Annotated in this window: 12 protein-coding genes; 5 read left to right on the top strand and 7 right to left on the bottom strand. The window is 73.0% G+C overall.

All coding sequences use genetic code 11. The annotated features are described in order from the left end of the window. Nucleotides 1–102 precede the first annotated feature (102 nt). From VR45_RS08075 to VR45_RS08065, 3 genes are all read right to left on the bottom strand, one after another. Nucleotides 103–1,485, bottom strand: coding sequence for a maltokinase (locus VR45_RS08075; RefSeq protein WP_353612670.1), 1,383 nt, complete (start codon nucleotides 1,483–1,485; stop codon nucleotides 103–105). A 349-nt stretch (nucleotides 1,486–1,834) separates the two neighbouring features. Then, nucleotides 1,835–3,559 (bottom strand): maltose alpha-D-glucosyltransferase, encoded by a 1,725-nt coding sequence (gene treS, locus VR45_RS08070; protein WP_045938969.1) that lies wholly within the window; start codon nucleotides 3,557–3,559, stop codon nucleotides 1,835–1,837. After that, nucleotides 3,556–5,511 (bottom strand): alpha-1,4-glucan--maltose-1-phosphate maltosyltransferase, encoded by a 1,956-nt coding sequence (locus tag VR45_RS08065; protein ID WP_045938981.1) that lies wholly within the window; start codon nucleotides 5,509–5,511, stop codon nucleotides 3,556–3,558. Before VR45_RS08065 ends, treS begins: the two co-directional genes overlap by 4 nt. Before the next feature lie 1,037 nt (nucleotides 5,512–6,548). On the opposite strand from VR45_RS08065, the gene glgP reads away from it, so the two are divergent. After that, nucleotides 6,549–9,212 (top strand): alpha-glucan family phosphorylase, encoded by a 2,664-nt coding sequence (glgP, locus tag VR45_RS08060; RefSeq protein WP_045938968.1) that lies wholly within the window; start codon nucleotides 6,549–6,551, stop codon nucleotides 9,210–9,212. A gap of 88 nt (nucleotides 9,213–9,300) precedes the next feature. Here glgP and VR45_RS08055 read toward each other — a convergent pair whose 3' ends face one another. The 4 genes from VR45_RS08055 to glgX form a co-directional block, all read right to left on the bottom strand. Then, nucleotides 9,301–10,053 carry a class I SAM-dependent methyltransferase gene (locus VR45_RS08055; RefSeq protein WP_045938967.1) on the bottom strand — a complete coding sequence of 251 codons (753 nt, stop codon included), beginning with the start codon at nucleotides 10,051–10,053 and terminating at the stop codon, nucleotides 9,301–9,303. A 127-nt stretch (nucleotides 10,054–10,180) separates the two neighbouring features. Further along, nucleotides 10,181–12,034: an ABC transporter ATP-binding protein gene (locus tag VR45_RS08050; protein ID WP_045938966.1), complete on the bottom strand. Its 1,854-nt coding sequence runs from the start codon at nucleotides 12,032–12,034 to the stop codon at nucleotides 10,181–10,183. Further along, nucleotides 12,031–13,890 (bottom strand): ABC transporter ATP-binding protein, encoded by a 1,860-nt coding sequence (locus VR45_RS08045; protein ID WP_078896317.1) that lies wholly within the window; start codon nucleotides 13,888–13,890, stop codon nucleotides 12,031–12,033. The genes VR45_RS08050 and VR45_RS08045 overlap by 4 nt, the downstream gene beginning before the upstream one ends. 116 nt (nucleotides 13,891–14,006) lie before the next feature. Beyond that, the gene (gene glgX, locus VR45_RS08040; RefSeq protein WP_045938965.1) at nucleotides 14,007–16,262 is read right to left on the bottom strand and encodes a glycogen debranching protein GlgX; all 2,256 of its coding nucleotides are present in this window, start codon (nucleotides 16,260–16,262) and stop codon (nucleotides 14,007–14,009) included. A gap of 239 nt (nucleotides 16,263–16,501) precedes the next feature. Here glgX and VR45_RS08035 point away from each other — a divergent pair, with 239 nt between their 5' ends. From VR45_RS08035 to VR45_RS08020, 4 genes are all read left to right on the top strand, one after another. After that, nucleotides 16,502–17,941 carry an Ig-like domain-containing protein gene (locus tag VR45_RS08035; RefSeq protein ID WP_063772434.1) on the top strand — a complete coding sequence of 480 codons (1,440 nt, stop codon included), beginning with the start codon at nucleotides 16,502–16,504 and terminating at the stop codon, nucleotides 17,939–17,941. 176 nt (nucleotides 17,942–18,117) lie between these two features. Beyond that, a complete protein-coding gene (locus tag VR45_RS08030) occupies nucleotides 18,118–19,407 on the top strand; it encodes an Ig-like domain-containing protein (RefSeq protein WP_234325879.1) in 1,290 nt (429 codons plus the stop codon). 434 nt (nucleotides 19,408–19,841) lie between these two features. Further along, nucleotides 19,842–20,879, top strand: coding sequence for an Ig-like domain-containing protein (locus VR45_RS08025; protein ID WP_052708930.1), 1,038 nt, complete (start codon nucleotides 19,842–19,844; stop codon nucleotides 20,877–20,879). A gap of 178 nt (nucleotides 20,880–21,057) precedes the next feature. Then, complete coding sequence (locus VR45_RS08020) at nucleotides 21,058–21,555, top strand: ATP-binding protein (RefSeq protein WP_233290167.1); 498 nt, start codon at nucleotides 21,058–21,060, stop codon at nucleotides 21,553–21,555. Nucleotides 21,556–22,023: the final 468 nt, after the last annotated feature.

Genomic DNA, 22,023 nt, shown 5'->3' with positions numbered 1-22,023 from the left:
GGGGGAGGGGCTCCGGCGGCGCAACGGGAGAGGAGGAGGGGGAGGAGGGGGTGGCCCCCGGTGGGGCGGGGGCCGGACCGGCCGGCGAGGGGGCGCGGCGGGTCAGACGGTGAGGGCGAGCCGGTTGATGGCGGCCAGCGGGATCGGCAGCCAGCTCGGCCGGTGCCTGGCCTCGTAGACCACCTCGTACACCGCCTTGTCGATCTCCAGCGCGCGCATCAGCTCCGGCGAGGCCGCCGGGTCGGTGCCGCCGCCCGCGGTGTAGCCGGCGCAGAAGGCGGTGCGGTTGCGCTGCGCCCAGGCGGCGGCGAGGTGCGCGAGTTCCGGGTCGGGCGGTCCGCCGGCCAGTAGGTGGGCGGCGGCGTAGTCGAAGGAGCGGAGCATCGCGGCGACGTCCCGCAGCGCGGTCTGCGGTTCGCGCCGTTCGGCGACCGACTTGGCCGGCTCGCCCTCGAAGTCCAGCAGGACCCAGCCGTGCGGGGTGCGCATGGCCTGGCCGAGGTGCAGGTCGCCGTGGATCCGCTGGACCGCCAGGCCGTCCGGATGGGCGTCGGCCATCTGGCCGAAGGCCGAGCGGAGGGCGCCCCGGTAGCGCATCAGCCCCGGGACGGCGGCGACCGCGCTGTCCAGTCGGTCGGTCATCGCGGTGGCCAGCTGCCGAGTCTGCCCCCGGTCCAGCCGGGCGACCGGCATCGATCGGGCGAGCACCCGGTGGACCTCGGCGGTGGCCCGGCCGAGCCGGTGCGCCTCGATCGCGAAGTTCCCGGGCGAGGGGTCGCCCTTCAGCCGGCCGACCTGGTCGAGGGCGAGCTCCCAGCCGTCCTCGGCCTCCGGGAGGTAGCGCTGGAGCAGCCCGAGGGTGGCCGGCTCGGCGCGCTCCAGCCGGCTCTCGAACCAGGCGGCGACCCGGGGGATGCGGGTCGAACCGGCCCGGGAGAGCGCGAGCGAGAGTTCCAGGTCGGGGTTGGTGCCGGGGTGGACGCGGCGGAACAGCTTCAGGATGTACGAGGTGCCGTAGATGACGGAGCTGTTGGACTGCTCGGCGGTGGAGGCGCGCCCGGGCAGGTTGGTGGGCAGTCCGGAGCCGGGGGTGCGGCGGAACGACAGCGCGCCGAACCGGTCGCCGGTGGCCAGGTGCTCCAGCAGCCGCCCGGTCAGCTCCGGATCGTGCACCGCGTCGAAGAGCGTCGCCCCGTCGTACGGGCCCTGGGTGAGCCGGCCGAGGACGGCGGTCGGCTCGATGCCGGCCGGGCCCTGCGAGCGGATGCCGAGCAGCAGTTGGTACAGGTCGCCGTGCGGCACACCGGTGGTAGCGGCGTGCTCGACCCGGAGCAGCAGGTGCAGCAGGGCGGGGTCGCCGACCTGGAGGGGGGTGCCGACCACGGGGGTGAGGCCGGTGATCGGCCGCCCCTTCCCGGCGTACCAGCGCTGGGTGGGTAGCCACTCGGCGATCAGCGGCAGCGCCGCCTGGACGAGTTCGCTCACCCCCAGGGCGGTCCTCCGGACCCCGGTACCCCGCGGGACGGCCGGCGCGGCGGAGCCGGCGGGGGCGTCCTGGTGCAGGGGGACTTGCGAACGGGAGGTTTCGGACATGACTCCCTTTCCCCGGAGGAGCTGGGCGGATCGCCCGACGGGTCTGGCCGGGTCCGTCAGTCTTCCGGATTGCGGCGGCGCGGCGGCGCGGCACGCGAGCGCTGGGCCCGGGTGTCACGCCTTCGTGTGGGTGGCCGTTGGGCTGTTCTCCGTACGCGGTGGTGCAGAGACGACCGGGGGCGCGGGGTACGAACTCGCGCCCCCGGAGGGTTCGGTGGGATCCGCGGCGGCTGCCGGATCGTTACTTCGGCCGCACGGTTCCGCTCGGCCGGGCGGGCCGACGGAGCTGGAACCAGTAGAAGCCGTGCCCGGCCAGGGTGAGCAGGTACGGCCACTCGCCGATCGAGGGGAAGCGCACCCCGCCGATCAGCTCGACCGGATTCCGTCCGCCGTACCGCCGCAGGTCCAGTTCGGTCGGTTGCGCGAACCGCGAGAAGTTGTTCACGCACATGACCAGGTCTCCCTCGTACTCACGGACGAAGGCCAGCACCGCGGGGTTGCTGGAGGGCAGTTCGGTGTAGCTGCCGAGGCCGAACGCCGGGTTGAGCTTGCGGATCTCGATCATGCGACGCGTCCAGTGCAGCAGCGAACTCGAACTGCTTTGCTGCGCTTCGACGTTGGTCACCTGGTAGCCGTACACCGGATCCATGATGGGCGGCAGACTGAGCCTGCCCGGGTCGGCGGAGGAGAAACCCGCGTTGCGGTCCGGGGTCCACTGCATCGGGGTCCGGACGCCGTCCCGGTCGCCCAGCCAGATGTTGTCCCCCATGCCGATCTCGTCGCCGTAGTAGAGCACCGGCGAACCGGGCAGGGAGAGCAGCAGGGCGGTGAAGAGCTCGATCTGGTTGCGGTCGTTCTCCAGCAGCGGGGCGAGCCGTCGGCGGATGCCCACATTGGCGCGCATCCGCGGGTCCTTGGCGTACTCCGCGTACATGTAGTCGCGCTCCTCGTCGGTGACCATCTCCAGGGTCAGCTCGTCGTGGTTGCGCAGGAAGATCCCCCACTGGCAGCCGTGCGGGATGTTGGGCGTCTTGGCGAGGATCTCCGAGACGGGGTAGCGGGACTCCCGGCGGACCGCCATGAAGATCCGCGGCATCACCGGGAAGTGGAACGCCATGTGGCACTCGTCGCCGCCGGAGGCGAAGTCGCCGAAGTAGTCGACGACGTCCTCCGGCCACTGGTTGGCCTCGGCGAGCAGCACGGTGTCCGGGTAGTCGGCGTCGATCTCCTTGCGGACCCGCTGGAGGAACTCGTGGGTCTCCGGGAGGTTCTCGCAGTTGGTGCCCTCCCGGGCGAACAGGTACGGCACCGCGTCCAGCCGGAACCCGTCGATGCCGAGGTCCAGCCAGAACCGCAGCCCGGCGATCATCTCGTCCTGGACCCGGGGGTTGTCGTAGTTGAGGTCGGGCTGGTGGGAGAAGAACCGGTGCCAGAAGTACTGCTTGCGCACCGGGTCGTAGGTCCAGTTGGAGGTCTCGGTGTCGACGAAGATGATCCGGGCGTCCGGGTACTGCTTGTCGTCGTCGGCCCACATGTAGAAGTCGCCGTACGGGCCGTCCGGGTCCTCCCGGGAGGCCTGGAACCACGGGTGCTGGTCGCTGGTGTGGTTCATGACGAAGTCGATGACCACGCGCATGCCGCGGGCGTGCGCGGCGTCGACGAACTCCATGAAGTCGGCGAGGTCGCCGAACTCCGGCAGCACCGACTTGTAGTCGGACACGTCGTAGCCGCCGTCGCGCAGCGGCGAGGCGAAGAACGGCGGCAGCCAGAGGCAGTCGACCCCGAGCCACTGCAGGTAGTCGAGTTTGGCGGTGAGCCCCTTGAGGTCTCCGACCCCGTCGCCGTTGCTGTCCTGGAAGGACCGCACCAGCACCTCGTAGAAGACCGCACGCTTGAACCACTCCGGGTCCAGGTTCTTCTTCGAGGTCTCGGGGAAGGTGTCGGGGACGGGCTCGTTGACTGTCACGCTGGGTTCCTCCGAACCGTGAGGAGGTGGGCCGGCTCGGCTGAGGGGTCGAGCCGGACATAGTTGTGCCGGCCCCAGGTGTAGGCGGCACCGGTGAGCTCGTCGTGGACCGCGTACGGCCCGTCCCCGTCCAGGGTGACGGTGGCCTCCTGGGTGTGGTGCGGATCCAGGTTGACCACGGTGATGAGGTGGTCGGTGAGGCCGTCGGGCGTCGGGGCGGTCTTGGAGTAGGCGAGCACCTGGTCGTTGTCGGTGGGGTGGAAGCGCAGTGAACGCAGCTGCTGGAGGGCCGGGTGACGGCGGCGCAGCCGGTTCAGGACGGTGAGCAGCGGGGCGAGGGTGTCGGTGCGGCTCCAGTCCCGGGGGCGCAGTTCGTACTTCTCCGAGTGCAGGTACTCCTCGGAACCGGGGTGGGCCGGCTCGTTCTCGTAGAGCTCGTAGCCGGCGTACACGCCGTAGCTGGGGGAGAGGGTGGCCGCCAGGACGGCGCGGATCGCGAACGCGGCCCGGCCGCCGTCCTGGAGGTAGGCGTGCAGGATGTCCGGGGTGCTGGCGAAGAAGTTGGGGCGCATGTAGGCGGCCGCGTCACCGGTGAGCTCGGTGAGGTACTCGGTGAGTTCGGCCTTGGTGTTGCGCCAGGTGAAGTACGTGTACGACTGGTGGAAACCGATCTTCCCCAGGGTGTGCATCATCGCCGGGCGGGTGAAGGCCTCGGCGAGGAAGACCACGTCCGGGTCGGTGCGGGCGATGTCGGCGAGCACCCGCTCCCAGAAGACCACCGGTTTGGTGTGCGGGTTGTCGACCCGGAAGATCCGCACCCCGTGCGCCATCCAGAACCGGAGGACCCGGATCGTCTCCTTGACGATTCCGTCCATGTCCTGGTCGAAGTTGATCGGATAAATATCCTGATATTTCTTCGGGGGATTCTCGGCGTAGGCGATGGTGCCGTCCGCCCGGTGACTGAACCATTCCGGATGCTTGTTCACCCAGGGGTGGTCCGGCGAACACTGGAGCGCGAAGTCCAGCGCCACCTCCAGGTGCAGCGCGGTGGCCTCGGCGACGAAGTGGTCGAAGTCCTCGATCGTGCCGAGGTCCGGGTGGACGGCGTCGTGGCCGCCCTCCGGGGAGCCGATCGCCCAGGGCGAGCCGACGTCGTGCGGGCCGGCCGTCAGGCTGTTGTCCGGGCCCTTGCGGAAGGCACGGCCGATCGGGTGGACCGGCGGCAGGTAGACCACGTCGAAGCCCATCGCGGCGACCGCCGGCAGCCGTTCGGCGGCGGTCCGCAGGGTGCCCGAGCGCGGCGGCTCCACCCCGGACGGGTCGACCACCGCCCCCTCGGAGCGGGGGAAGAACTCGTACCAGGAGCCGAACAGCGCCCGCTCCCGGTCCACCTGGAGCGGCACCGGCCGCGAGGCGCTCACCAGTTCGCGCAGCGGGAAGCGGCCCAGCAGCTCCTGCACCTCGGGGGCGAGCGCGGCGGCCAGCCGGGACAGCGGCGGCAGGGCCGGGTCGCGCAGTGCCTCGGCGGCCGCCAGTACCACCGCCCGGCCCTCCTTCTTCGGGACCCCGGCGGCGGCGCGGTCCAGCAGCTGCGCGCCCTCCTCCAGGACGAGCGCGGTGTCGATCCCGGCCGGCAGCTTGATCGCCGCGGCCTTGCGCCAGGTGGCCACCGGGTCGGACCAGGCCTCGACCAGGTACGACCAGCGGCCGGGGGCGGTCGGGGTGACCTGCGCGCCCCAGCGGTCGGAGCCCTCGGCCAGCTCGCGCATCGGCGTCCAGGGGCCGCCGCGGCCGCGCGGGTTGCGCAGCACCACATTGGCGGCGACCGCGTCGTGCCCCTCGCGGAACACGGTCGCGGAGACCGGGAAGGACTCGCCGACCACGGCCTTGGCCGGGCGGCGGCCGGCGTCCACGAGGGGACTGACGTCCAGGACGGGGATGCGGCCGATCACGGTGTCGCTCTCTCTCGTCGTGCGGGCGGTCTTGCGGGTGGTGGCGGGCTTCGCGCGGGCCCGGCCGGCGGCGGGGCGCGCGGCGGGCGCCCCGGCCGGTGCGGCGCCCCCGGCCCGGCCGGTGGCGGGTTCGGAGGCGCTCGCGCCGCGGGCGGTGGTGCGCCCGCGCGAGGTCGCGGCCCTGGTCGGGCCGGGGGCGGTCGGGCTGTCCTCGGCCCCGGGTTGTCGGGCCGGCTCGTCCGGCCGCTCCGTACGGTCTGCCCCGGCGCCCCGGGGCCCCGGCATCGCCGTGTCCGTCCGAGCGTCAGAATCCATCCGTCCGGCGGATTCCGCGACCGCTGCGTCGAGGGTGTCCGCCACCGGTGTGGACTGGTCCCGCGTGTCGCCGTGCATGCCAAGCTCCTGCCCGAGATCGGCGGCAGCTCCCGCGGGCCGGCTCGGCCAGGGGAGTACCGGGAGGACTGCTGGGTGGGGAGGACCTGCGACCGGAAGCCTGCCCGCGCCGCCGTTCCGGGCAACCTGCCCCGCTCCCGCCGAGCCCGTGGCGGAGGGCCCGAGAGCCCGCGCGCGTCCCGGCGCACGCCTCCCGGAGCGCGCCCCTGGAGACCCGACCCACCCGTGAACGAGCGGGATGATCGCGAGGACACGCGGCGGTCGGCGATGGGCGCCGAATGGACCAATCAGGATGACGAACGATCAACACGAAAAGGATTCGGACGTGCTGCTTCGCGGGGGAACGCCACCCGTCTCCGCACTCCCCGCAGCATCGACGACCGCGGTTCATCCTCGCACCCGCGGTGCCGATTCCGCACCGGTCCGGCCGGAGTTTCGGAGGTGATCGGGCGCGGGCCCGCCGGCGGAAATGGATCTGTTCCGCGGTGTTCACGTATTGGTGGCGCGGCGCCCCGGAAAGTGCGCCTCGTGCGCCCCCCGTGCAGTCCAATGCGCCGAATGCGATCTCATCAATAGGCCGAACGGATGCCGAATAGCCCAACTGACGCACCATCATGCCATCGGGCGAGGCTACGCTTCACGCCGTGAAGGCAATCCGCAGATTCACCGTCCGCACCGTCCTGCCCGAACAACTCCAGCCGTTGCACGAGCTGGCTCTCAACCTGCGCTGGTCCTGGCACCCCGAGACCCGGGACCTCTTCCGGTCCGTGGACCCGGACGTGTGGGCCGCGACGGGCGAGGACCCGGTGCGGCTGCTCGGGGAGGTCCCGGCCGCCCGGCTCGCCGCGCTCGCCGCCGACCGCAGGTTCCTGCGCCGGCTCGGCGACCTCGCCGACGACCTGCGGGAGTACCTGGCCGGCCCGCGCTGGTACCAGACGGCGGGACAGCAGGCCGCCGCGCCGCCCCCCGCCGCCATCGCCTACTTCTCGCCCGAGTACGGCATCGCCGCCGCGCTGCCCCAGTACTCCGGCGGCCTCGGCATCCTCGCCGGCGACCACCTCAAGGCCGCCAGCGACCTCGGCGTCCCGATCATCGGCGTCGGTCTCTTCTACCGGCACGGCTACTTCCGGCAGTCCCTCGACCGGGACGGCTGGCAGCAGGAGCGCTACCCGCTGCTCGACCCGGACGAGCTGGCCGTCACCCTGCTGCGCGAACCGGACGGCACGCCCAGCCGGGTCGACCTCGCCCTGCCCGGCGGCCGCACCCTGGCCGCGCACATCTGGAAGGCCCAGGTCGGCCGGGTCCCGCTGCTGCTGCTGGACTCCGGCATCGAGGCCAACTCGCCCGCCGAGCGCGACGTCACCGACCGCCTCTACGGCGGCGGCAGCGAGCACCGGCTGCTGCAGGAGATGCTGCTCGGCGTCGGCGGCGTCCGGGCCGTGCGCGCCTACCAGCGGCTCACCGGCCACCCCGCGCCCGAGGTCTTCCACACCAACGAGGGCCACGCCGGCTTCCTCGGCGTCGAGCGGATCCGCGAACTGGTCGCGGACGCCGGGCTCGACTTCGCGGCCGCCCTGGAGTCGGTCCGGGCCGGCACCCTCTTCACCACCCACACGCCCGTCCCGGCCGGCATCGACCGGTTCGACCGCGAGCTGGTGGCCCGGCACTTCGGCGGCGAGACCGCGCTCCCCGGCGTCCCGGTCGAGCAGGTGCTCGCGCTCGGCGCCGAGACCTGGCGCGGCGGCGACCCGAAGCTGTTCAACATGGCCGCCATGGGCCTGCGGCTGGCCCAGCGCGCCAACGGCGTCTCCACCCTGCACGGCGAGGTCAGCCGCTCGATGTTCAACGGCCTCTGGCCGGGCTTCGACGCCGCGGACGTGCCGATCACCTCGGTCACCAACGGCGTCCACGCGGCCACCTGGATCGACCCGGCGGTCGTCCGGCTCGGCGCCGCCGAGATCGGCGCCGACCGCGCCGAGGAGGCCATGACCACCGGCGAGACCAAGCGCTGGACCGGTCTGGAGCGGATCGGCAACACCGAGGTCTGGGACCTCCGCCGCACCCTGCGCGCCCAGCTGGTCGACGAGGTCCGCCGCCGGCTGCGCGCCTCCTGGCACCAGCGCGGGGCCGGCGAGGCCGAACTCGGCTGGGTCTCCTCGGTGCTCGACCCGGACGTGCTCACCATCGGCTTCGCCCGCCGGGTGCCCTCCTACAAGCGGCTCACCCTGATGCTCCGCGACCAGGAGCGGCTGCGCGCGCTGCTGCTGCACCCGACCAGGCCGGTGCAGATCGTGGTGGCTGGCAAGGCCCACCCGGCCGACGACGGCGGCAAGCGGCTGATCCAGCAGATGGTGGCCTTCGCCGACGACCCCGCCGTCCGGCACCGGATCGTCTTCCTGCCGGACTACGACATGGCGATGGCCCGGCACCTCTACCCGGGCTGCGACGTCTGGCTGAACAACCCGCTCCGCCCGCTGGAGGCCTGCGGCACCTCCGGGATGAAGGCCGCGCTCAACGGCTGCCTCAACCTGTCGGTGCTGGACGGCTGGTGGGACGAGTGGTTCGACGGCCAGAACGGCTGGGCGATCCCCACCGCCGACACCGGCGACGGCGTGCTCGACCCGGACAGCCGGGAGGCCGAGCGGCGCGACGACATCGAGGCCGCCGCGCTCTACGACCTGATCGAGGAGCAGGTCGCCACCCGCTTCTACGACCGGGGCTCGGACGGCCTGCCGCACCGGTGGATCGCGATGGTCCGGCACACCCTGGTCACCCTCGGGCCCAAGGTGCTGGCGGGCCGGATGGTCCGCGAGTACGTCGAACGGCTCTACGCCCCGGCCGCGCAGGCCCAGCGGGAGCTGGCCGGCAGCGGGGCGCACCGCGCCGCCCGGAAGCTGGCCGGGTGGAAGGCCCGGGTGCGCGAGGCCTGGCCGGCCGTCCGGGTGGAGCACGTCGAGGCGGACTGCCCGGACGAGGCGCAGGAGCTGGGCAGCGCCCTCGCGCTGCGGGTGCAGGTGACCCTCGGTCCGCTGGAGCCGGCCGACGTCGAGGTCCAGGTGGTCTCCGGCCGGGTGGACGAGTCGGACCGGATCTCGGACGCCTGCCTGCTCGCCCTCAAGCCGGTCGGCGGGCCCGACCTGGACGGGCGGACCAGGTACGAGGGCTCGCTGGAGCTCGGCCGCACCGGGCCGTTCGGCTACACGGTGCGGGTCCTGCCCGCGCACCCCCGGCTGGCCTCGCCCGCCGAGCTGGGCCTGGTGGCGCTGCCGCCGGAGGTACCGGGCATGGACGCGGTGCTGCTGCGCTGAGCGCACCGGGCGGGGCGCCGACCGGACCGGCGCCCCGCCCGGTGGACCGCCCCGCCCGGTGGGCCGCCCCGTTAGGTGGACGGTCTGCTCAGCGGACGGCCGCCACCATGGCGTCGGTGACCGAGCGCCAGGCCACCCCGGCCTCGGCGAAGCCGGACGCCACCAGCCGCTCGGTGTGCCAGCCGGCCGGGTGGGACTCGCCGTCGGCGTGCGAGCCGTACAGCGCGTTGCGGGCAGCCACCTGGTCGGCGAGCAGCGGGTCGGCCGCGGCGGCGAGCCACCAGGACTCCCAGTCGAGGACGCCCTCGGCCTTCTCGCGCTCCTGCCGCCCGTGCCGCTGGGCCCGCTCGGCGGCGTTGAGCAGCGGGACCTCCGGGTCCGGCATGTGGTCGGCGTTGAGGAACACCCCGCCGGGGCGGAGCAGTCCGGCCAGGTCCGTGTAGAGCCGGGCCAGGGCGGTGGCGGGCAGCCAGTGCAGGGCGGTGGCGGTCACCACCGCGTCGAACGGTCCCGGCGGGAGGGCGCTTGCCCACTGCGGGTCCTTGAGGTCGGCGGTCACCAGGGTGAACCGCTCGTCCTCGCCGAGCACGCCCCGGGCGATGGTCATCAGCGCCGGGTCCTGGTCCACGCCCACACTGGTGGCGCCGGGCAGCCGGGCGAACAGCCGCTCGGTGATGCTGCCGGTGCCGCAGGCGAGGTCGAGGACGCGCGGGGCCGGGCCGGTCACGGCCCCGACGAGGTCGATCATCACCCGGAACCGCTCCTCGCGGTCGGGCAGGTACCACTCCTGCTGCCGGTCCCAGCTGCGCTGCCACTGCTCCCAGTGCTGACGGTCGACCATGCTCGTTCCCCTTCGCAGACCCGGGGGCGGTAGGCCCCGGAAACGACCATAGACCCTTTCGGTAATAGACGAAAGGGTCTATGGACTATTACCCATGTGGGCGTGCGGCAGGGTCGCGAGCGGGGTGTCAGACCAGGCTGTCCCGCCAGGCCCGGTGCAGCCGGGCGAAGCGCCCGGCGCCGTCGATCAGCTCGCGCGGGCTGCCGTCCTCCACGATCCGGCCCTGCTCCATCACCAGCACCCGGTCGGCGATCTCCACGGTGGAGAGGCGGTGGGCGATGATCACGGCCGTCCGTCCGGCCAGCACCGTGCGCATCGCCCGCTGCACCGCCTGCTCGCCGGGCACGTCCAGCGAGCTGGTGGCCTCGTCGAGGATCAGCACCGCCGGGTCGGCGAGCAGCGCGCGGGCGAAGGCCACCAGCTGCCGCTGGCCGGCCGAGATCCGCCCGCCGCGCTTGCGCACATCGGTGTCGTAGCCGTCCGGCAGCTCGGCGATGAAGGCGTGCGCCCCGATCGCCCGGGCGGCCGCCTCGACCTCGGCCCGGGTGGCGCCGGGCCGGCCGATCGCGATGTTCTCGGCGACGGTGCCGGAGAACAGGAAGGACTCCTGGGTCACCATCACCACCCCGCGCCGCAGCTCGGGACCGGCGAGGTCGCGCAGGTCCACCCCGTCCAGGGTGATCCGGCCCTCGGTCGGGTCGTAGAACCGGGCCAGCAGCTTGGCCACCGTCGACTTGCCGGCCCCGGTCGCACCGACCACGGCGACGGTCTGCCCGGCCGGCAGCACCAGGTCGAACGGCGGCAGCACCTCCTTGCCGGTGCGGTACGCGAACCTGGTCCTCTCGAAGCCGACCTCCCGGCCGGTCACGGACGTGGCCGGCAGCTCCTTCGGCTCCGTCGGCTCGGCGACGGTCGGCTCGTGGGCCAGCAGGCCGGCGATCTTCTCCAGGGCGGCGGCGGCCGACTGGTAGCTGTTGAGGAACATCGCCAGCTGGTCGATCGGGTCGAACAGCCGGCGCAGGTAGAGCACGAAGGCGGTCAGCACGCCCAGTTCGACGGCGCCGTCGGTGACCAGCCAGGCGCCGAGCACCAGCACGCCGGTGGTCCACACATTGGCCGTGCCCCGGGAGAGGCCGACGTACCGGGCGATCTCCAGCAGGCCGTCCGCGGTGGCGGTGGCCGACTGCCGGTTCACCACGCCGAACGCCGCGTCATTGGCCCGCTCGCGGCGGAAGGCCTTGACCGGGCGGATGCCGTTCATGGTCTCGGTGAAGCGGACGATCAGCGAGGCGGCGGCGGTGCGCGAACGCCGGTAGACCCGGCGCGAGCGACGCCGGAACGAGCGGGCGATCAGCCACAGCGGCAGGAAGGAGGCCAGCGAGGCCAGACCGAGCCGCCAGTCCAGCACCAGCAGGATGACCGAGATGGAGCAGACCGAGAGGAAGACCGTCAGCAGCTCCTGGAGGCCCTCGGAGAGCAGTTCGCGCAGCGCGTCCACGTCGCTGGTGGCGCGGGAGATGATCCGGCCCGAGGTGTAGCGCTCGTGGAAGTCCAGGCTGAGCCGCTGGGCGTGCCGGAAGATCCGCCCGCGCAGGTCCAGCAGGATGTCCTGGTTGACCCGGGCGCTGATCTTGATGAACGCCCACTGGAGCAGGGTGCCGAGCAGCGCGCAGCCCAGGTAGGCGACCACCACCGCGACCAGCGGTCCGGAGTCGTGCTCGCGCAGGGCGGGGATGCCCCGGTCCATCGCGAAGGCGACCAGCAGCGGACCGGCCTGCAGCGCGGCCTGCTGGAGCAGGATCACCGCCATGGCGGTGGCGATCCGGCCCCGGTGCGGGCCGAGCAGCGAGCGCAGCAGGGCGCGCGGGGCGCCGGGCGGGACGGGGATGTCCTCCTCGTCGGCCGGCGGGGCCGGCAGCTCCTCCTCGTCCGGCGCGGCCGGGTCGGTGCGCGCGGCGGCGGGTTCGACGGTGGTGGTCATCGGGCGGTGCTCCCCTCGGGGACGAGGGCGGCCTCGCCCGACATCAGTTCGCGGTAGCGCGCCGAGTCGCGCAGCAGCTCCTGGTGGGTGCCGACGGCCTCGATCCGGCCCTCGGCGAGGACGGCGACCCGGTCGGCGAGCAGTACGGTGCTCGGCCGGTGCGCGACCACCAGGGCGGTAGTGGCGGCGAGGACCTGGCGCAGGGCGCGCTCGACCAGCGCCTCGGTGTGCACGTCCAGCGCCGACAGCGGGTCGTCGAGCACCAGGAAGGCCGGGTCGCCGACCACGGCGCGGGCCAGCGCGAGCCGCTGGCGCTGGCCGCCGGACAGGCTGAGGCCCTGCTCGCCGACCTCGGTGGCGACGCCCTCCGGCAGCTTCTCGACGAAGCCGGCCTGGGCGGTGGCGAGCGCGGTGAGCAGCCGCTCCTCGTCCGCGCCGGGGGCGCCCATCAGCACGTTCTCCCGGACGGTGGCGGAGAACAGGGTGGGCTCCTCGAAGGCGACCGCGACCAGCTCGCGCAGCCGGGTGCGGTCGAACTCGCGGATGTCCCGGCCGTCGAGGGTGATGCTGCCGCCGGTGGCCTCGTAGAGGCGGGGGAGCAGGGCGGTGAGGGTGGTCTTGCCGCTGCCGGTGGCGCCGACCAGGGCCATCGTCTCGCCGCTGCGGATGTGCAGATCGACGCCGCGGAGCAGGTCGGGGGTGTCGGCCGGGGCGTCGGGGTAGCGGAAGCGGACGCCGGTGAGCCGGATGCCGTCCTGGGCGTCGGTGGAGCCGGCGGGGATGCCCGCGGGGGCCTCGGCGGCCTCCGCCTCGGGCTCGTCCAGCACCTCGAAGAAGCGGTCGGTGGCGGTGGCGGCCTCGTTGGCGTAGGCGAGCAGCCAGCCCAGCGACTCGACCGGCCAGCGCAGTGAGAGCGCGGTGGACAGGAAGGCGACCAGGGTGCCGGCGGACATCTGGTCCTGGGCGACCAGGTGGACGCCGACCGCGAGGGCGCAGCCGAGGGCCAGCTCGGGCAGGCCGACGATGACCGACCACAGGTTGGCGAGCAGGCCGGCCTTCCGCAGCTCGGTGCGGCGCAGCTGCCGGGAGTGCTCGCGGAAACGTTCCGCCATCGAGCGGTGGCGGCCGAAGGCCTTGAGGATCCGGATGCCGAGCACGGACTCCTCGACCACGGTGGCGAGGTCGCCGTTCTGGTCCTGGGCGCGGCGGGCGGCGCCCGAGTAGCCGGCCTCGAAGCGGCGGGTGAGCATCAGCAGCGGGACGGCCGGGCCGAGCACGATCAGTGCCAGCCGCCAGTCCTGGGTGAACATCAGCGCGGTGCCGACCAGGAAGGTCACCGTGTTGACGATCAGGAAGACCAGCGGGAAGGCCAGGAACAGCCGCATGGTGTACATGTCGGAGGTGGCGCGGGAGAGCAGCTGGCCGGAGCCCCAGCGGTCGTGGAAGGACACCGGCAGCCGCTGGAGTTTGGCGAAGAGGTCGCCGCGCATCGCCGTCTCGACGCCGGCCAGCGGCCGGGCCAGCACCACCCGGCGGGTGAAGAACAGGGCGGCCTCGGCGAGGCCGAGCAGGAGCAGCAGGGCCGCCGGGGCCCAGAGGCCGCCGAGGTCGCGCTCGGCGATCGGGCCGTCCACGATCCGGCCGAGGACGGTCGGGACCAGCAGGGCGCTGAGCGAGGCGAGCATCGCGGCGGTGACCGAGACGGCCAGCCGGGTGCGGATCGGGCGGACGTAGGGCCACAGGCGCAGCAGCGAGCGCACCGTCGACCGGCGGGGGGCGGGTGGCTCGCTGCCTGGCTCGGGGTCGGAGCCGGTCTCGGAGTCGGGGGCGGTGTCGGGGGCTTGGTTCTCGGCCATCGCGGTGAGGGTAGGCCGGGTACGTGTCATTTCTCATCCGGTTTTTCGGACCTGTCGTCGAGAACCGGCCAACCGGGGCCGCCCGTGGGGGACGGCCCGAGCAGGGGACGGCCGGGTCAGGGGACGGCCCGGAGCAGGTGCAGGGCGCGGGCGCCGAGCGGGACCGGGTCGCCGGGGAGGTGCCGCCCCGCAGGGCCGCCGTCCGCCGCCGCCGTGTCGACCACGGTCTCGTAGCCGGTGCCGTCGGCCGCCCGGGGAGTGCCGGGCAGGACGAAGGGGACCGGTTCGGGGCCGGCGTTGAGCAGCAGCAGGAAGCTGTCGTCGAGCAGCGGGCGGCCGCGCGCGTCCCGTTCCGACATCGCGGTGCCGGCCAGCAGCATGCCCACGGCGGCGGTCGGCGCGAACCAGTCGGCCTCGGTCATTTCCTTGCCGAGCGGGGTGAACCAGGCCAGGTCGGGCCGGCCGCCGGGGGCGGTGGCGCGACCGGAGAAGAACGCCCGCTGCCGCAGCACCGGGTGCTCGCGGCGGAGCCGGACCAGTCGGGCGGTGAAGTCGTACAGGCTGCGCCAGGCCGGGTCGTCGAGCAGCGACCAGTCCAGCCAGCTCACCTCGTTGTCCTGGCAGTAGGCGTTGTTGTTGCCGCCCTGGGTGCGGCCGAACTCGTCCCCCGCGGTGATCATCGGGACCCCGGCGGAGAGCAGCAGGGTGGCGGTGAGGTTGCGCAGCTGGCGCCGGCGCAGGGCGGTGACGGCGGGGTCGGCGCTCTCCCCCTCGGCGCCGTGGTTCCAGGAGCGGTTGTCGTCGGTGCCGTCCCGGTTGGCCTCGCCGTTGGCCTCGTTGTGCTTGCGGTCGTAGGAGACGAGGTCGCGCAGCGTGAAGCCGTCGTGCGCGGTCACGTAGTTGACGGAGGCGTACGGGCGCCGGCCGTCCCGCTGGTAGAGGTCGGAGGAGCCGGAGAGCCGGTAGCCGAGCTCCCGGACGTCCGGGCGGGCGCCGCGCCAGAAGTCCCGCACGGTGTCGCGGTAGCGGTCGTTCCACTCGGCCCAGGGCGGCGGGAACCCGCCCACCTGGTAGCCGCCCGGGCCGACGTCCCAGGGCTCGGCGATCAGCTTCACCCGGCTGAGCAGCGGGTCCTGGGCGATGGCCGAGAGCAGCGGGTGCTCCATCGTGACCCCGCCGTCGGCGCCGCGGGCGAGGGTGGCGGCGAGGTCGAAGCGGAAGCCGTCCACGCCCATCTCGTGCACCCAGTAGCGCAGCGAGTCGGTGATCAGCCGGACGACCTGGGGGCGGCGGGTGTCGAGGCTGTTGCCACAGCCGGTGTAGTCGGCGTAGCCGCGCGGGCGGTTGGGCGGCAGCCGGTAGTAGCCGGCGTTGTCGATGCCGCGCAGGAGCAGCGCGGGGCCGAGTTCGGCGCCGTCGGCGGTGTGGTTGTAGACGACGTCGAGGATCACCTCGATGCCGGCGGCGTGCAGGGCCCGGACCATCCGCTTGAACTCGCCGACCTGGCCGCCGCGCGAGCCGGCGGCGGAGTAGCCGGCGTGCGGGGCGAAGTAGCCGACGGTGTTGTAGCCCCAGTAGTTGACGAGGCCGCGGGCCTGGAGGTGGTCCTCGCTGACGTGGTGGTGGACCGGGAGCAGCTCGACCGCGGTGACGCCCAGGCCGGTGAGGTGGGCGATCGCGGCGGGGTGGGCGAGTCCGGCGTAGGTGCCGCGCAGCTCGGGCGGGACCTCGGGGTGGCGGCGGGTGAAGCCGCGTACGTGCAGTTCGTAGAGGACGGTCTCGGCCCACGGGGTCTTCGGCCGGTGGTCGTCGGACCAGTCGTCGTCGTCCCGGACGACCACGGCTCTGGGCACGTACGGGGCCGAGTCGCGGTTGTCCCGGACGGTGTCGGCGACCTCGGCCTCGGGCCAGTTGCGGACGGCGGAGCAGACCGCGTCGTGCGCGGTGTAGCCGCCGTCGACCGCTCGGGCGTAGGGGTCGAGCAGCAGTTTGGCCGGGTTCCACCGGGCGCCGGTCCACGGGTCCCAGCGGCCGTGCACCCGGTAGCCGTACCGGGTGCCGGGCAGGACCCCGGGGACGAAGCCGTGCCAGGTGTGGGCGTCCTGCTCGGTGAGGCGCAGCCGGCTCTCCCGGCCGTCCTCGTCGAAGAGGCAGAGGTCGACGGCCTCGGCGCCGCCGGCCCAGAGCGCGAAGTTGGTGCCGGGGCGGCCGTCCGGGCCGGGGTGGAAGCGTGCGCCGAGCGGCAGCCGGCTGCCCGGCCAGGGCGGTTCGCCGTCCGGCCGCTCGCCGGGGTGTCCGTGCGCGCGGTGCCCGTTGACGGCCGTGGGGGCGTGCGCGCGCACGGCGGCCGCCGACTCCTGCCCTGACGCCATGGCGGTGCCCTCCCTGACGGGGTGTCCCGGACCCCGTGCGGTGTCTCATTCCCTGATCGCACCGGACGGAAGCGGCTTAACACCGTGTTACCGGCGGATGGCGCCCGGGCGCGGCCGCGTTGCTGGGCCGTCGGAGTGGGTGCTTCCGGCGTGTCGGCGTGTCCTGCCGGGACCGCCCTCGTTGTGCGGGGTATCGGACGGCTACGGCGGGAGGTCCCGGGATGCGGCCCCGAGGACGGATGTGGGCACGGCGGCTGGCGGCGGTGGGCTGCTGCCTGGCCGTGCTGGCCGGGTGCTCCGGCGGTGGCGGCGAGCCGGGGAGCACGAGCGCGGACGCCGTCCGGGCGGAGCCGTCCGGTCCGCCGCCGGCCTCCAGGGCGTCGATCACCGCGCTGCCGGCCGACGACACCCAGAACCTGCCGCCCGAGGGCCCGGTCCGGGTGAGCGTCGCCCAGGGCCGGCTGGTGTCCGTGCGGCTGGCCGACAGCCGGGGCGGCGAGGTGCCCGGCTCGCTCTCCGCGGACGGCACCGGCTGGGCGCCGGACGGCCCGTTGCCGCTGGGCACGAAGTTCACCCTGGACGCGGTGGCCGAGGACGACCAGGGGCAGCGGGCGGTCCAGCACGCCGACTTCTCGACCATGGCCCGGGCGCACACCTTCGTCGCCTTCTTCACCCCCGAGGACGGCTCCACGGTCGGGGTGGGAATGCCGGTCTCGCTGCGGTTCAGCCGCCCGGTCACCGACCGGGCGGCGGTGGAGCGGGCGATCGCGGTGACCGCCGACCCGCCGGTGGAGGTGGCCGCGCACTGGTTCGGCGGCCAGCGGCTGGACTTCCGCCCCCGGGCGTACTGGGCGCCGGGCACCAAGGTGGCGGTCGCGCTGCGGCTCAAGGACGTCCAGGGCGCCCCGGGCGAGTTCGGCACCCAGAACAAGGACGTCCGGTTCACCGTCGGCCGGTCCCAGGTCTCCACCGTCGACCTGGACGCCCACACCCTCACCGTCCGGGCCGGCCAGGGCGGCCGGGTGGTGCGCACCCTCAAGGTGTCCGGCGGGGACGCCAAGCACACGACCTACCGGGGCGTGCTCGTGGTGTCCGAGAAGTACCGGGTGACCAGGATGAACTCGCAGACCGTCGGGATGGGCGACGAGTACGACATCAAGGACGTGCCGCACGCGATGCGGCTGACCAACTCGGGCACCTTCGTGCACGGCAACTACTGGGCCAACCCGTCGGTGTTCGGCACCGCCAACACCAGCCACGGCTGCATCGGGCTGGCCGACGCCAAGGGCGGGGCGAGCGGGGAGACGCCGGCGGGCTGGCTGTTCGAGCACACCATCCCGGGGGACGTGCTGGAGGTCAGGGCCTCGACGGGGGACGCGGTCCCGCCGAGCAACGGGCTGAACGGCTGGAACCTGCCCTGGGCGCAGTGGGTGGCCGGGAGCGCCCTCCAGCCGGCCGCGAGCCCCTCCGGCACTCCGTCCGCCGGTTCGTCCGCCGGTCCGTCCCCGAGTGCGCCGCCGGGCGCGTCCCCGGGTGCTCCGCCGAGCGTGTCGCCGGGCGCGTCCCCCGGTACCCCGCCGAGCGTGTCGCCGAGTCCGGTGCCGAGCCCCTCCCCGGGCCTCCCGCCGGGTGTTCCCCCGGCCGTTCCCCCGGCTCCGTCGTCGGGGGCCAGGCCCTGACGGCCATGTGCGGATGATCTTCACCCGCGTTCACCGGTAGCCCTCCCAGGATTCACCCGATCGGCCCAGCTATCCTGCTTGCCGCGCCGAAGCTCGGCGCGGAAGATCGCCGGTCCGGTGCAACCCGTTCGGGCACCAGCGCGTCCACAGTGATGGACACCGGGAGGGGAGAGACCGTGAAGCCGGTTAGGGCGGCCGACGCCGCGATACGTACCACTGTCACCAGCCGCCGTCTGCGCCAGAGCGCGGTGGCGTTGGCGATGGGTGGGGTGCTGCTGCTCACTGCGGCCTGCAACAGCGGGGGTGACGACAAGGCCGCCGGCGGGGGTGACGCGACGGCCAGCGCGGGCGCCTCGGACGCCGGAGCCGCGGGCAACGGCGGGACGCCGGCTCCCGGCCAGAGCTCCGCCACGCCGAAGACCTCGGCCGCCGTGGTGAACGTCGAGCCCAAGGACGGCGCCCAGGACGTCGCCCCGGACGGCGCGCTGAAGGTCGGGGTGACCGGCGGCAAGCTCACCACGGTCGAGGTGACCGACAAGGAGGGCAAGCCGGTCACGGGTGCCATCACCGCGGACGGCAGCGGCTGGAAGCCCAGCGCCCCGCTGGCCGTCGGCATGGCGTACAAGGTGAACGCCCAGGCCACCGACGCCGAGGGCCTGGTGGCCGCGTCGACCACCTCGTTCACCACGCTGACCCCGGCGAAGAAGATCTCCACCAACGACAACATCGCCGACAACGCCACCTACGGCGTCGGCATGATCGTCTCGGTGGTCTTCAACAAGGACGTCAAGAACAAGGACGCGGTCGTCCAGGGCATCACCTTCGAGGCCAGCGACGGCACCACCGTGAAGGGCCACTGGTTCGGCACCAAGCGGCTGGACTTCCGCCCCGAGAAGTACTGGGCCCCGGGCACCAAGGTCGTCATCAAGTACCGCCTGAAGAACGTCGAGGTCTCCCCGGGCGTCTACGGCGACATCGACAAGGACGAGCCGTTCACCATCGGCCGCTCCCAGGTCTCGGTCGCCGACTCGGCCACCCACCAGATGACGGTGACCCGCGGCGGCGACAGCCGCACCGTGCCGGTGACCCTGGGCGACGAGAAGAACCCCTCCTGGAACGGCACCATGGTGGTGATGTCCAAGGAGAAGGTCACCCGGATGAACTCGCAGACCGTCGGCCTCGGCGGCGAGTACGACATCCCGGACGTGCCGCACGCGATGCGGCTGACCAACTCGGGCACCTTCGTGCACGGCAACTACTGGGCCAACCCGTTCGGCAAGTCCAACGCCAGCCACGGCTGCATCTCGATGCAGGACGAGAAGGGCGGCAGCGACGCCTCGGTGGCCGGCAAGTTCTTCAACGATTCGATGATCGGTGACGTCATCACCATCAAGAACTCCAAGGAGAAGGTCGTCGCCCCCGACAACGGCCTGAGCGGCTGGAACATCGCCTGGGCGAACTGGTAGTCGTACCCGCCAGTAGCCCCGCCAGTCACGGAACTGCCACGACCGGCCCGATCCTCACTCGTTGGGGTCGGGCCGGTCGCGTTTTCGGGGCCGATGCCCCCCCGAACGGCGCAACCTTTCCGGGACACGGCGCGTGTAAATGTCGAACACCGTGACACGAACGAGGGGGACGACGGTGAAGTCGATACGCAAGGTGGTGGCCGCGGGGCTGGTCGGCGGAGCGCTGGTGCTGACCAGCGCCTGCGGGGGGAGCGGCGGGTCCGGGGGCGGGACGGCGGCCAAGGCCGAGCTGGGGGCCGGCGGGACCGCGGGCCGGCGGGACCGCGGGGGTCCCGTCGTCCGCCGCCCCGGCCGGCGGTCAGGCTTCCGGGGCTCCGGCCGCGGGTGCCGCCACCGGTGCCGCCACCGCCGCCGCGCCCAAGGTCTCGCAGGCCGTGGTGGACATCCAGCCGAAGAGCGGCGCCGTGGACGTCGCCCCGGACGGTTCGCTCAAGGTCGCGGTGTCCGGCGGGAAGCTCACCACGGTCAAGGTGAGCGACCGGACCGGCAAGGAGGTGGCCGGCACCCTCGCCGCCGACGGCGCGAGCTGGAGCCCGTCCGGCCCGCTGGCGGTCGGCACCGCGTACCAGGTGAGCGCGCTGGCGGCGGACGCCGGCGGCGTGGTCGCCTCGGCCGACAGCAGCTTCACCACGCTGACGCCCGAGCGGGAGGCGAAGGCGAGCGACAACATCCAGGACAACGCCACCTACGGCGTCGGCATGATCGTCTCGGTCGCCTTCGACAAGGACGTGAAGAACAAGGACGCCGTGGCCCGCGGCATCTCCTTCGAGACCAGCGACGGCACCGTGCTGAAGGGCCACTGGTTCGGCAACCGCCGGCTGGACTTCCGCCCGGAGAAGTACTGGACCCCGGGCACCAAGGTCACCGCGAAGTACCGGCTGAAGAGCGTGGAGATCGCGCCGGGCGTCTACGGGGGCGTGGACCGGGACGAGCCCTTCACTATCGGGCGATCCCAGGTTTCGACTGTTGACGCCAAGACGCACCGGATGACGGTGGTCCGGGACGGGCAGAGCTCGGAGGTGGAGATCACCTCCGGCTCGGCCGAGCACCCGACCTGGAACGGCACCATGGTGGTGATGTCCAAGGAGGGCGTGGTGCGGATGCAGTCCAGCACCCTGCCCGGGATGACCGGCGCCCCCTACGACCTGCAGGTTCCGCACTCCATGCGGCTGACCGACACCGGCACCTATGTGCACGGCAACTACTGGAGCAACGCCTTCGGCGAGGACAACGTCAGCCACGGCTGCGTGGGTCTGAAGGACGTCAAGGGCGGCGGAGCGGCCACCTCGGCGGGTCAGTTCTACGACGGTTCGATCATCGGGGACGTCGTCACGGTGCGGAACTCCACCCGCGGGCAGGTCGCGCCGGACAACGGCCTCAGCGGCTGGAACGTGGACTGGAGCGCCTGGTAGACCCTCGGCGGGCCGGCGGCCCGGGCCTTGCGAACGTGGGTTCGGGTTGCACCCGGCATATGCCGAAAGAGTAGTGATCGTTTGTTCATTGTCCGTACGCGGCCGCTTGCGTTCCGCAATGATGGGGCGCATGGCGGGTTGGGGCGAAACAGATCAGTCATCGATTCCGGGTTCCAGCTTGGTCGCCGAAGCGTCGTGGGGGTCGTTCCAGGACTCCCTGGCGGCGCTGGAACGGCTCAGCTGCGACGAGCTGGAGCGGCTGTACGCCGGCAGGCTGTGCGACCGGACGACGCCGGGTGAGGTGCGGCTCCCGTCCCGGCCGGAGACCGGACCGGTGGCGCGCCGACTGGTGCTCGCGGTCCTGGGTGCCTGGGAGCTGCACCAGCACCTGGAGGTGTGCGAGTTACTCACCAGCGAGCTGGTCGCCAACGCCGTGCGGCATGCCGCGGGGCGGACGATCGGGCTCCAGGTGGTGCGGAAACCGGGCTGGCTCCGGGTCGAGGTGCGGGACTCCTCGCGGGCGCTGCCCTGCATGATCCTGGCCGAGCCGCTGCCGGTCACCGAGCGCGGACGCGGGCTCCAGGTGGTCGACGACCTGGCCGACCGCTGGGGCGCCGACCTGCTGCCGCGCGGCAAGGGCGTCTGGTTCGAGCTGAAGGTCCGCGAGCGGGTCTGAACCGCGCCCGGAAAACACGCGGGGCCCCCGACTGCGCCGTGGTCCGGCGGCTGGGGGCCCCTGCAAGCCCCTGCAAGTCATCGCGCCGGCCAAGGGGGTGCGTGCCGCGCGATGGGTGTCGGCCGTGCCAGGTCGGGCGGGCCGAGGATCAACTGTCCATGAGGCGGTGGGCCAGCTGGTGGCAGCCGCCGTCGGACAGGTCGACTATCGCATGGATCTCAGCATGTGGGCAAACCGAGTGGCTTCGAATGGAAGGTTTGTAACTTAGTTCACCTTCGGAATTTGCATAGGTTCACGTCAGCGCCTGAGATTATTCACGATCTTCCGCTCCTGATCATGCTTGACCTGAAGTCGGCTTCACTTCCTGCCGTGGTCCCGAGGCCGCCCGGTGCATCGCCGGGCGGCGACATCGAGGGGGATCCGCCATGACCACCGCCGCCTCCCCACCGCCTGACCCGGCAGAACGCC

This window comes from Streptomyces sp. NRRL S-495, assembly GCF_000966955.1.
GTDB classification, from domain to species: Bacteria; Actinomycetota; Actinomycetes; order Streptomycetales; family Streptomycetaceae; genus Kitasatospora; species Kitasatospora purpeofusca.
Note: the sequence above shows the minus strand (reverse complement) of the source record. Positions and strands in the feature narration are given on the sequence as shown.